The organism is Dyadobacter jiangsuensis (assembly GCF_003014695.1).
Lineage (GTDB): Bacteria > Bacteroidota > Bacteroidia > Cytophagales > Spirosomataceae > Dyadobacter > Dyadobacter jiangsuensis.
This window is the reverse complement of sequence record NZ_PYAS01000008.1, coordinates 180,798-193,171: the sequence shown is the minus strand read 5'-3', so window position 1 is coordinate 193,171 and position 12,374 is coordinate 180,798. Positions and strand designations below refer to the sequence as shown.

At 51.0% G+C, this 12,374-nt stretch carries 10 protein-coding genes; 7 read left to right on the top strand and 3 right to left on the bottom strand.

Going from position 1 to position 12,374, the window contains the following annotated elements; all coding sequences use genetic code 11:
• Positions 1-25: 25 nt before the first annotated feature.
• From CLV60_RS17740 to CLV60_RS17725, 4 genes are all read left to right on the top strand, one after another.
• A complete protein-coding gene (locus CLV60_RS17740; protein ID WP_106596713.1) occupies positions 26-1,669 on the top strand; it encodes a hypothetical protein in 1,644 nt (547 codons plus the stop codon).
• Between the two features lie 84 nt (positions 1,670-1,753).
• Positions 1,754-3,214: a sensor histidine kinase gene (locus CLV60_RS17735; RefSeq protein WP_106596712.1), complete on the top strand. Its 1,461-nt coding sequence runs from the start codon at positions 1,754-1,756 to the stop codon at positions 3,212-3,214.
• Between the two features lie 3 nt (positions 3,215-3,217).
• Positions 3,218-3,892, top strand: a complete 675-nt coding sequence (locus tag CLV60_RS17730) for a response regulator transcription factor (protein WP_106596711.1) — start codon at positions 3,218-3,220, stop codon at positions 3,890-3,892.
• A 100-nt stretch (positions 3,893-3,992) separates the two neighbouring features.
• Positions 3,993-5,525 carry a carbohydrate-binding domain-containing protein gene (locus CLV60_RS17725; RefSeq protein WP_106596710.1) on the top strand — a complete coding sequence of 511 codons (1,533 nt, stop codon included), beginning with the start codon at positions 3,993-3,995 and terminating at the stop codon, positions 5,523-5,525.
• Between the two features lie 7 nt (positions 5,526-5,532).
• Here CLV60_RS17725 and CLV60_RS17720 read toward each other — a convergent pair whose 3' ends face one another.
• Positions 5,533-7,248, bottom strand: a complete 1,716-nt coding sequence (locus tag CLV60_RS17720) for an arylsulfatase (RefSeq protein WP_106596709.1) — start codon at positions 7,246-7,248, stop codon at positions 5,533-5,535.
• Positions 7,249-7,300: 52 nt separating this feature from the next.
• On the opposite strand from CLV60_RS17720, the gene CLV60_RS17715 reads away from it, so the two are divergent.
• A complete protein-coding gene (locus CLV60_RS17715; protein WP_106596708.1) occupies positions 7,301-7,681 on the top strand; it encodes an iron chaperone in 381 nt (126 codons plus the stop codon).
• Here the strand turns inward: CLV60_RS17715 and CLV60_RS17710 are convergent.
• The gene (locus CLV60_RS17710) at positions 7,678-8,160 is read right to left on the bottom strand and encodes an RES family NAD+ phosphorylase (protein WP_106596707.1); all 483 of its coding nucleotides are present in this window, start codon (positions 8,158-8,160) and stop codon (positions 7,678-7,680) included. The genes CLV60_RS17715 and CLV60_RS17710 overlap by 4 nt on opposite strands.
• 3 nt (positions 8,161-8,163) lie before the next feature.
• A complete protein-coding gene (locus CLV60_RS17705; protein WP_211302252.1) occupies positions 8,164-8,538 on the bottom strand; it encodes an Xre family toxin-antitoxin system antitoxin in 375 nt (124 codons plus the stop codon).
• Between the two features lie 233 nt (positions 8,539-8,771).
• Here CLV60_RS17705 and CLV60_RS17700 point away from each other — a divergent pair, with 233 nt between their 5' ends.
• Entirely contained in the window at positions 8,772-11,585 is a 2,814-nt protein-coding gene (locus CLV60_RS17700; protein WP_374755651.1) for a PVC-type heme-binding CxxCH protein, read from the top strand.
• Between the two features lie 303 nt (positions 11,586-11,888).
• Positions 11,889-12,371: a low affinity iron permease family protein gene (locus CLV60_RS17695; protein WP_106596705.1), complete on the top strand. Its 483-nt coding sequence runs from the start codon at positions 11,889-11,891 to the stop codon at positions 12,369-12,371.
• The last annotated feature ends 3 nt before the right edge of the window (positions 12,372-12,374 follow it).

Genomic DNA, 12,374 nt, shown 5'->3' with positions numbered 1-12,374 from the left:
ACCTTAAGCAACCCTCTGTTAACTAATGATTTATAATCTCTACTTCAAACTATTCCTGTTTGTTGTTTTTTTTCTATCGACTTTGTGGATTTATAAGGTGTATATCAATGACCCCAAACGCAAGGTTTCCGGAAAAGACGCAGCAGCAATAATCGCCATCATGCTGGTGCTGGTATGGGCTGTAAGATTCCCGTTTTTGCGGGATAGGGAGTATGATATCGATACAAGCACCTGGCTCAGCGCGGTGATAGCCATCAATCATTACCCCGATAAGCTCTGGACATTACTGAACTACACCGACGCGCGTCCGCTGACGGTATTTCCGTTGCTCGCGGGCTCATGGGCAGGGATGCCGGTTAGTTACAGCAGCGCTGAAATCATCGGTTTGCTGCTATGGACGGGGACGGTACTGCTTCTGTATCAGATATGTAAGTTGTTTGCTGGGAAAAGTCTCAGCTTGGTACTCACTTGGAGCCTTGCGCTGTTTCTGGGCACAATCTGCCATATTTTCGCCGCCTACAATTCCGAGCATAGCAGCATTTTCATGGTGACTGCGGGCGTCGCATTGTTCTTTTTGTACTTCTACCGCCGATGGACGAGCCCTGTGGTTGCCACTTTTGGGGGTGTATTGCTGGGAAGTCTTGTTTATGCCAAATTTCAAAATGCCCCGATGGGATTGCTCACCGGAGCATTTTTACTACTCGCCATGGCGCAAAGGAAGGATTGGCGAAATATGGCGGCATTAGTAGTTGGGTGCCTTTTGCCCACCGTGCTGATCAACGTGTTTTATGGTTTACGCGGCAAGCTGGACGTTTTCTGGAACAACTATTTCTGGAACTACTTTTATTATTCCTTTACGACACAGTTTTCTTCCATGCCCATAGCCGAACGGTTCAGTCCCGGCCGTGTTGTGCGGTTTATTTTTTATGCGACCAGCTCGGGTATTTACGTGCTCACGCTGGCTATGCTGGCTGTTGTATTACCCGTTTTGTCGTTCAAAAAGTGGCGTTCAGAGTTCAAACCCAATTGGATGCCGTTTGTTTTTACCTTTTTGCTCTTACTGCTAAGCATTTACGCGGTGCTGCAATCGGGCAATAATTTCGAGCACTATAAGCTCTTCCTCTTCGTTCCCTTGCTGATTTTTAATGCACTATTCCTGTCGGTAACCCAGCCGGAGGTTCGGAAATATGCCGTGGGCCTGCTGCTGCTCGGCGGCGTTGCACAAACGCTTGTAAGCCTTAAATACCTCGATAAGGATGTTGCTTACGATAAACGCGACGATATCGACAAAAAGGTGGTGGGCCATATCGTACAGAATAGCCGCTCTTCGGACCCGGTGGTGGTATGGGGCTGGCGCGACGGGCTGCTCGTGGAAGCGCAGCGTCCCATGGGATACCGCGATGTGCATACCTTTCATTTTTCGATGAAATCACCGCTCGTTCCAAACTGGACGCGTGATTTTGTGGAAGATATGGAAGAAAACAAACCGAAAATCTTCATTGAAGCGATGATCCGCGACTATTCGGAGCGTGGGGATCTTTTTCTACCCCACGACAAAGTGCCGGTCGTGCGCGAGTATGTGCGGCGCCATTACCGGCTGGTGAGGGAGCTGAACGGCGTTCGGATATTTCACCGCAGGGAAGCGCCGGCGATTTCACTCCTGCGCTAAAAGGCCTTATTAATCAATGCTATTTTGTGTTAAATAGTGTTAAGGTTCCGGAAATCATCCGTCGGGAAAGCGTAGCTTTGCGGTATGACGAACCGCCGTATCCGATCGATTTTCTGGCTCATGACCGCCTGCATTGTCGCGATCAATGCATTCCAGGGATATTGGCTTCTGACGACCTACCGACTCAACAGGCAGCAATTCGCTAATGTGGTTCAGGACGCATTGTTTCAGGTTGTGGAGGGACAGCAGCTTGACAATGCACGCGTTTTAATGAGAGAGCAAAATGCCCCTTCCAAGCCGCCCGGCGGTGATGTCCCTAATGAACCTCCCCGCGGCGATGTTACAAAAAAGGCGCCGGGCAGTGTTGCCCGCGATGCGCGTGTGGTGGTCAGGCGCCTGGGCGTTCGCAGCGGCGAAGCATCCCGGTTTTATTACCAGTTCAACAACGATAGCGTTATAGTCGCACCGGCTGATACGCTTGCGCGCCGCATTTCCAGATTTGTGGTGCAGGAATGGAGGGAAGGCGGCAGGGTAGATCTCAAGAAAATTTATGCAGCTTATCAGGCCGAATTGGCAAGAAGGGATATTCAGGCGGCTTTTTTGCTGGATACCTTGTACATTCATCCGAAGGCGGGAGCTAATAACGTGATCATTTTTAATGGTTTGAGGAGGCAAAGTGATGACCGATTCAGGACTTTACCCTTGCCCATCAATCCGGTGCGACATCTGTTCGTCCAGGCCACTTTTGAAACGCCTGTCCCATACCTGTTGAAACGTATGGCGTGGTTGTTGGGCTGCTCCCTGATGCTCCTGCTCCTCACGACAGGCTGTTTTGTGTTTATGCTTCGGACGATCCTGCGCCAAAAGAAGCTCTCCGACATCAAAAACGACTTCATCAACAATATGACTCACGAACTCAAAACACCCATCGCGACCGTCAATGCGGCTGTGGATGCGCTATTGAATTTCGGTGTGTTGAATGATCCGCGCAAAACGGAAGAATACCTGCAAATTTCCCAAACCAACCTTCAAAGGCTGTCGGACCTGGTGGAAAAAGTGTTGAACCTGGCCGTGGAAGAGAAGCAGGAATTCGAATTCCGCACAGAGCCGGTGAGCCTGGCCGAAATCTTGTGTGAGCTGGCCGCCAGTCACCGCATCAAAGCCGCGAAAACGGTGGTTTTTAATATGCATATCCCATTCGGTACCATGGTGCAGGTGGACAGGATGCATTTTGGAAATGTCATTAATAACCTCATCGACAACGCGATCAAATACTCCTATGACCGCGTGACCATTTCCTTCAACTATGAGCAGGAGCCGCATGGCTGGCAACTCACCGTTGCCGACAATGGGATCGGTATCCCGAAGGCTTACCAGGCATCGGTTTTCGATCGTTTCTTCCGCGTCCCGACGGGCGATTTGCATCAGGTGAAAGGTTTCGGCCTCGGCCTGGCGTACGTGCGGCAGGTAGTAGAGAAACATGGCGGTAGCATCAGTCTGGCCAGTGAGCCGGGCAAGGGGAGTGCATTTGTTTTAAAATTTTGAAAAATGGCTACCGTACTATTCATCGAGGATGAGCCCGCGCTGGGAATGATTGTGAAAGATAGTCTGGTTTACAGAGGGTTCGATGTGCTGTATGCCGCCAACGGTACGGACGGCCTCGCCCAATACCGCGAGCATCATCCCGATATTGTCGTCGCCGATATCATGATGCCCGATATGGACGGATTCACGATGGCTGAACAAATCCGCCGCGACGACCCGCATACACCGATCATGTTCCTGACCGCCCGTTCCCAAACATCGGATGTCGTTCGTGGTTTTGAGTTGGGAGGAAATGATTATTTGAAAAAGCCATTCAGCCTCGACGAACTCGTCGCACGCATCAACGCACTCCTGCGTACAGGAGCGCAGCGCATGAATGCGAACGGAACGCTCAAAATAGGCCGCTACATTTTCGATCCTGCCAAACAAAAACTCTCCGTCGACGACCACGAGGTGACATTATCCCACCGCGAAGCCGAACTCCTCCGGCGCCTTTACCAGCAACGCAACGAGGTCCTGGGCCGCAGCGAAGTCCTCACCGAACTCTGGGGCGACGATTCGTTCTTCAACGGCCGCAGCCTCGACGTCTTCATCACCAAACTTCGCCGGTATTTACGGGAAGATCCTAAAATTCAGATTATTAATATCCGGGGAAGAGGGTATAAGCTGGTGCTTTGAGATGTGCGGTAAAGCAAAAATTTGTAACACTGCGTCACACACAGATGCAACCGCGTACTGAGGCGTAGTTAACAATTCTGCGCACCAATCATAACTCAGTATGAACCTCCGAATTTCACAGTTTACAAGGGCCGCATTCGCGGCGCTGCTCGTGGCGACATGTCTCGCTTGTTCCAAAGACGACGATAGTACGGTAGATCCGGGCAATACCAATGCCGATGGCTCGATTAATATCGATAGCGTCAGTTTTGTCTCCGCCGCGCCGGAAGGTGACACGGGCACAGCCGCCGATGAGGATGACCTTTTGGCTAACTCTGCTTTTTCATCGGTTGTATCCATCCAGTTTGGAAGTGCTGTCACTATCACCAATCCACTGGCGGGCAGTGGGGTGACGGTAACGGAGTCGAACGGTGATGTGATAATCAATGCCACGGTAGCGGAAGTAGAATACGTATTGTCGGGAACTACAACGAATGGTTCTGTCAAGATTTACAGCGATAAGAAGTTCAAGCTTACGCTCAATGGCGTTAGCATTACCAATGCCGATGGTCCGGCAATTAATATCCAGTCGGAGAAACGTGCCTTTATTGTTTTGAATGATAATACGACGAATTCGTTGACCGACGGAGCGAGCTATACCGCCAGCGGGGAGGAAGATATGAAAGCGACGCTATTCAGCGAGGGGCAAATGATTTTCAGCGGGGCAGGCGCGCTGAGCCTGAAAGCCAATTACAAGCACGCCATTTGCAGCGACGATTACGTACGAATAATTAGTGGTAATATCACGGTCACCGGAGCGGCGTCCGATGGTATTCACACCAACGACGCGTTCATCGCCGATGGCGGCACGGTAAGCATCACCGCAGCAGGTGACGGCATTCAGTGCGAGGAAGGTTACATTGTGATCAACAATGGCAACTTCACCGTCAATGTGGCCGATAAAGCCATTACAGCGAGCTACGACACCGACACCAGCATCGATCCGTTCGTGACGATCAACGGCGGAACATTCAATATCAAATCATCGGCAGGCGAGGGGATCGAAAGCAAAAGCGTACTGACGATCAACAACGGCGACTTCAATATCCAAACTGCCGACGATGGGTTGAATGCAGGCAGCTTCATTTACATCAATGGAGGCAATATTTATGTGTACAGCACCTCCAACGACGGTATCGATTCGAATGGCCCGATGACGATCACGGGAGGAAGGATCATATCCATAGCAGCGGGCGGCCCGGAAGAAGGTTTCGATTGCGACCGGAATACCTTTAAAATTACCGGGGGCATACTCATCGGTACCGGTGGAGCAACCAGCTCACCGACAGCAAATGTCAGTACCCAGCCTTCGGTAATTCTGGGTTCCGGCTCTGCAAACCAGTTGATGCACATTCGCTCTTCGGATGGGGAAGCGATGACATTCACCATCCCGAGGGCCTACAACACAATGCTGTTTTCAAGCCCGAAATTGAAACAGGGAACAACCTATCAGGTGTACACGGGCGGTACGACAGCAGGTACGACCGACTTTTTCGGACTATACACATCAGGTACTTACACGGCCGGTACCGCCGGCACCAGTTTCACCACGAGTTCCATGGTGACCAATGCAGGCGGCAGTTCGGGACGTTAGTAGATTGCTATTTTGAAGGGGCCTGTTTGCCCGGTTTTGGAAATACCTGGTGGGTATTGGCCCATTGGTGCCAAAGGCCTGCCAGGTGTTTTACCTTTTCGGGATGGGCAGCCGCCAGGTTTCTGGTTTCCGAATGATCGGTGGAAAGGTCGTAAAGCTGCCAGGTGGGATCGGCGGCAGGCGACACGAGTTTCCAATTTCCCTCCCGTGCATAGCGGGCACCAAAATGCTCGTTGAACAGCTCTGAATGGCCTTTGGAAGCCTTGCTGGAAAATGAACTGACCAGACTTGCGCCGGTAGTGGGCTTGATGTCGTTGTTTTTGAACTGTGTGGGATATTTCGCGCCGGAAAGTTCACAGAATGTAGCCATCAGGTCCATCACATGGCCGGTATGGTCGCTGTAACTTCCTTTTTTGGCCGTAATACCACTAGGCCAGAAGGCGATCACCGGCGTATTAATGCCACCCTCGAACGACTCGGCCTTCGCATAGCGGTAAGGGGTGTTGGCTACACTCGCCCAGCGCGCACCGATCGATGCGTAGCTGGTCTGAGGCCCGGGCATTACCTGTTTTTCGGTAGCGTAGACGATCTTGCGGCCGTCGCGCGTTTCGCTCGGGCGGTCGAAACCCGGGCCATATTTGGCACAGTTTTCAGGGCTGGCGCCATTGTCGGTCAGGAAGAGGATCAATGTATTATCCAATTCGCCGGTCTGTTTCAATGCCTGGATAATGCGGCCGATTCCCTGATCCATGCGGTCGATCATCGCAGCGTGGACGGCCATGGCCCTGGCATCCCATTCGCGATCAGGATTTTCTTCCCACTTCATAGCGCCAGCCGGTGTTTCCGGTAACGGCGTAACTTTCGGGTCAACCAGACCCATTTTCACCATTCTTTCATAACGCGCCTTGCGCACGGCTTCCCAGCCACCTTTGTAAGTATCCTTGTATTTTTCGATGTCTTCCGGTTTTGCCTGCAAGGGCCAATGAGGCGCATTCTGCGCTACATAGAGGAAAAATGGCTTGTCGGATATTGCAAATTCGCGGATATACGCGACCGTCGTATCGTTGATGGCGTCGGTATGGTAATAGTCTTTGGGAACGCTTTTGACCGGCTCCTGGCCATTCACCAGGCTGAAAGGATCGAAAAAATCGATGACACCCCAGATGGTCCCGAAATACTTATCGAAACCACGGCTGGTGGGGTATTGCTCAATGGGAGAAAAAGGGCCTGCTTCCTTCTGGTGATTCAGCCAGGCGAGCTGCTCCTGCGGTGTTTTTTGGGTAAAAGTGTTGGAAACGTGCCATTTGCCGGTCATTCCCGTCTGGTATCCCGCGGTTTTGAGAACCTCTGCGAGCGTTACGGTATTTTCGGTAATATGTCCCTGGTAGCCCGGCTGGTTTTCAGCCTCGGTCATTTTTCCGATTCCGGCCTGCTGGTTGTAGAGGCCCGTAAGCAGGGATGCGCGCGTAGGGCAACAGCGCGAGGTATTGTAAAACTGCCGGTAACGCAGGCCGTTTTGAGCGAGGTAGTCGAGGTTAGGCGTATGCACTTCGCCGCCGTAGGAGCCCATATCCGAATAACCCATATCATCGGCAAGTATCACGATGATGTTAGGCCGTTTGGCAGCATTTGGTTTTGCCGGAGCATTCCGGCTTTTGAGGGCAACAAGGCCCAGGCCCGCTATCAACGCGAGCGAGATCAAGGATAGTTTGGTTTTAGTCATTTCCGAAAGTAGAAATTTTTGCTAACTTCTCGACTCATTTATACTAAGGAACATGGCCGCAAAATCCCACTCGATAGATGAATACATCGCTACCTTTCCGGATGAGGTGCGGAAGGCATTGCAAGAAATTCGGGGCGTAATCAGGAGCGCTGCACCTGAGGCTGTGGAGACGATTTCCTACAATATGCCCACATTCAATTTAAACGGTACATATCTCATTTATTTTGCCGGATGGAAAAAGCATATTGCGCTTTACCCGGTTACAGGAAGAATTGCCGAGGTGCTTGCAACGGAACTTTCAGGATACAAGGGAACAAAAGGCTCGGTGCATTTCCCGTTGAACAAACCCATGCCGCTGGATCTGATTAGGAAGATTACGGAATTGAGGATTGTCGAAAATCAGGAGGCTGCGGGCAAGCATGTAGCGGATTAACTGCCCGCTTTAAAACCATATTTCTTTAAAATGTCGTCAATCCGCGGATCGGGAACGAGGTCCGTAACATCCACAAGCGTCACGCTTGAATAGTCGGGATGGAGGGTGTTGATGACAAAATTGGCTGAAAGAGGCATCACTGCCGAAGGTACTTTCAGCACAAGCGCCTTACCCGTGCCGAACCAACGGTCCCCTAACGGCTGGCATTGCGAGTAATCGTTCGGGTCATGCCAACCGGCTTCCAGGTCGCTTTCGGTGATCGATTCGGTCACGGCATCATCGGGTATTTCAATAAACATAATCTTGAAATCGCTGTTGAACCCGACGCCCTGCCTTCTTACCATATTTTCGAGCAATGCGAGTGTGACCGTCTCCGACGCGTAAATTACTTTGTTGCCTGGGCTGTTCCATCTCCCCCGCATACCGGAAGCGAACAAAGAATGGGCATATAGTTTGTGGACGATCCGGAATACTAGCATCTTTTACGCCGGATAACCTTCTGCCATTTTATCGAGCTCCTCGCTTAGGAAATCCACACCGCCGCCGGTCGTCAGCCAGTCAGCAGGCTTTTCCGTCGAATTCCAGAAGGGCTTTTGCAGCCAATAGTTGAACTCGTCGATCGTCCCGAAGAATTCCTCCCCTTTTTCAAAAAGTGCGATTAGTTTCAAAAGATGCTCGCCGTAAAGCGGTTCCAACGGCTTTTGAGCCTCCTTGTAGTTGCTGATAGTGCGGGCAGAGACGTTCATGATGGCTGCCAATCTCCGTTCGGGCATTTTGATAGCCTCCGCGAAATCATAGAAAACTTTCGTGTGCAGGCCTTTTCGAGCGGAGAGCACAATTGAAAAATTGCTGTTCATGTCAATGTGATTGAATTTAGATTTCAAATTTGACCCGGGCTGAGCAACGGTTTTCATAACAAAGGAGATTGAGTACTCAAATGTATGAATTTTTTCAAAAGCAAAAATGAATTTTTTCAAATAAGTATAAACATAGTGCCGCCCTCCTTTATTCCTCAACTTTTAAAACAGAAATTCCTAAACAGTTCAATATGATCAGGTTGACACACATGCTCGTCCCGCTGGCATTAGCCATGGTGACTGTACCCGCGCAGGACTCCCTCGCGCAAAAAACGACTACCACACAACCCACTGAGAAGTTTGATCGGGACTATGCACTGGAAGCTACCATGCTCGGCTTTTTTGCCAAAGATGGTTCCCGCAACCCCACGTTGAAAGCCAACAAAGGCGACCGCGTGAGGATCACCATTACAAATGGCGAGCTCATGACACACGACATCGCGCTCGAAAAGCTGGGTATCAAAAGCAAAGTGATCATTGAAAAGGGTACCAGCACCAGCATTACCTTCAAAGCCGAGCAGAGCGATACCTATTTCTGTTCTGTGCCCGGGCACCGCGCCGCGGGTATGGTCGGCAGTTTTGAGGTAGTGGAAGGGGTTATCTCCAACGAAACGGTGGCTGGGCAGCTTCCTTTGAAGGACGGGCAGCCGCTGAATCTGGGTTTTGAAACAGGTGACCTGAAAAACTGGACGGCAACGGGCGATGCATTTACCAATGCGCTTTTCAGTTCCGATCCTTCTCCCGTGCACGAAAAGGACATGAATATCGGCTACGAAGGGAAGTATTTCCTCAGCAGCGGGGGGACGCTCAATTACAAGCAAACGGGTACGCTCACCTCAGTGCCATTTCAGGTAACGCAGCCGTTTGCGGCATTCAGGGTGTCGGGCGGGGCGTTGCAGGATACGCGCGTGGAAATTGTGACAGCCGCCGATAACAAGGTTGTGTACCACATTACCGGCCAGGGCAGGGCAACATTGCAGCCGGCCGTGGTGGATTTGCAGCCGTACCTGAACAAGGAGATTTTTATCCGTATCGTCGATAACGAAACGGGCATTTCGCAGATCCCCTACATTCCTAACGACAAATGGGCGCACATCAATTTCGATGATTTCCGCTTTTACCCCAGCCGTCCTGACTTTCCCAATGAGTTGAAACAGAAGGATATTATCATTCTTCCGCCATTGGATCCCGTTTTGAACGCGGGCTTGTCCGGCAAGGATGCAGCTAAGGCCATGACCCCTCCGCCGGGCTTCAAGATTACGCTTGCCGCTGCGGAGCCGGATATTATCAGGCCCATCAGCTTCACGGTAGATTACCGCGGCAGGCTTTGGGTGGTAGAAGGACATACCTACCCGGTACGCGCCCAGGAAGGACAAGGCAGGGACAAGATCCTGATTTTTGAAGACACCAACGGCGACGGCACCCTCGACAAACGCAAGGTATTTGCCGAAAACCTGAACCTCATCAGCGGTATCGAAGTGGGCATGGGTGGAGTGTGGCTGGGTTCGGCGCCTAATCTGCTGTTTATTCCCGCCGATTTTAAAAATGACAAACCCGCCGGGCCGCCTCAGATACTACTCGATGGCTGGGGCCTGGAAGATACCCACGAAGTTCTCAACAACCTACGCTGGGGGCCCGACGGCTGGCTTTACGGCACGCACGGGGTATTTACGCATTCCAATGTGGGCAAGCCCGGCGCACCGGATTCGGAACGGACCAAAATCAATGCCGGCGTGTGGCGCTACCACCCGACTACCCATAAATTCGAGGTTTTTGCAGAGGGATCGAGCAATCCGTGGGGCATCGATTTCAATGACTACGGGCATCCGTTCATCACCGTGTGTGTGATCCCGCACATGTACCACGTGATCCAGGGTGCGCGTTACCAGCGGCAGGCAGGGAAGCATTTCAATCCTTATACTTACGACGACATTAAAACTATCGCCGATCACGTGCATTGGGTAGGTGAGCGTGGGCCGCACGCTGGCAACTTTCGCTCGGCATCCGCGGGTGGCGGGCACGCGCATGCGGGGGCGATGATTTACCTCGGCAACAGCTGGCCCAAGGAGTACCGTAACGATATTTTTATGAACAATATCAACGGCGCGCGTCTCAATATGGATCATCTTACCCGCTCGGGATCTGGTTATGAAGCAACCCACAAGAACGACTTCATGGCAATGAACGACTCCTGGTCACAATGGCTGAACTTCAAATATGATGCGAGCGGGTCGGTATGGGCGATCGACTGGTACGACAAAAACCAGTGCCACAGCCCGAATCCGGACGTGCACAACAAAACCATGGGCCGCATTTTCAAAATAACCCATGACAACGACAAATGGGTGCAGGTGGATTTGTCGAAGGCATCAGATATGGAGCTGGTCAACTACCAGCTGAATCCGAATGAATGGTACGTCCGCCAGGCGCGCACCATTTTGCAGGAACGAGGTCCCAACAAAAAGGTACACAAGGCATTGAAAGAGATACTTGCGAAGAATCCGGACGAGACCCGGAAGCTCCGTGCGCTATGGACGCTCCACGTGACGAAAGGGCTCACTGAGAAGGAGCTTGCGGATTTGCTTTCAAATGACAGCGAATACATTCGCAGCTGGTCGGTACAGCTTCTCACCGAAGGGAAATCGGTATCGCCGGAAACACTGAAAAAATTTGCGGAAATGGCACAGAAAGATAATTCCAAACTGGTAAGGCTATATCTGACCTCGGGAATGCTTCGCCTCGATCCTTCCCAACGCTGGGATGTGCTGGATGCATTGGTGCAGAAAGCCGACGACAAGGACGATCATAACCTGCCGCTCATGGAATGGTATGCCGCCGAACCTCTGGCGCCGATTGACGCGAAGCGCGCATTGCAGCTGGCCGAAAAATCCAAGTTTCCGAAGATGCTGCCTTACATGATCCAGCGTGTGGAAGCGATTGGTAGTGAGGAATCTAAAAAGGTCCTGAAAGACTATCAAAAGGTGGGCAAAGTCGAAAACCCCCACCAACACGGTGACCATGCGACCGGAACCGCAATGAAACATTGAAAATCAAAAGGGCTTCACGAAGAAGCCCTTTTTTTAATAACGTTGAGTAAAATTGATTGAAGTACTTCTACAAATATATGCGAAGAAATTTATTTCAAAACATGACAAAAGTCATGTTTCTGATTTTGGTGCTGTTTTGAGTCGATGGTAGCGCATTGCTTTTGGAAAGGAATAGTTGCTTTGCGATAATGCGGATGTTGCCGCCGCTCATCGGAATGGCATATTTTTTATCTGAAAATCAGGCACAGAAATAGAATTTCAGGCCAAAAGGTTCGAGATTGCTTTTATCAACAACATTTATTTATGGAAAGGGGAAAAATTAATTTTTTTGAGAAAATGGCTACCCGTATTACGGCCTGGACGGGTAGTTCAATGGCATTCGGCGTGGCATTCGGTATCATACTGGTTTGGGGGATTACCGGACCGATCTTCGGGTATTCCGATACGTGGCAGCTGGTGATCAATACCGGTACGACGATCGTCACTTTTCTGATGGTTTTCCTCATTCAGAAATCGCAGAACAAAGATTCAAAAGCCATTCAATTGAAATTGAACGAACTCATTGCTGCCAGCCGTTTCGCAAGCAATCGAATGGTGGATATCGAGGACCTGAGCGAGACGGAACTCGATGTACTGCGCAGATTTTATCAGAAACTGGCCGAAATGTCGGAGGCGGACAACGACATCCACACTTCGCATTCCATCGATGCAGCTCAACGGCTGCACAAGCACAAGAAAGGAGTTGTTTCCGGGTTGACAAACGGTGATACCGGTTCACAGGAATAGCTA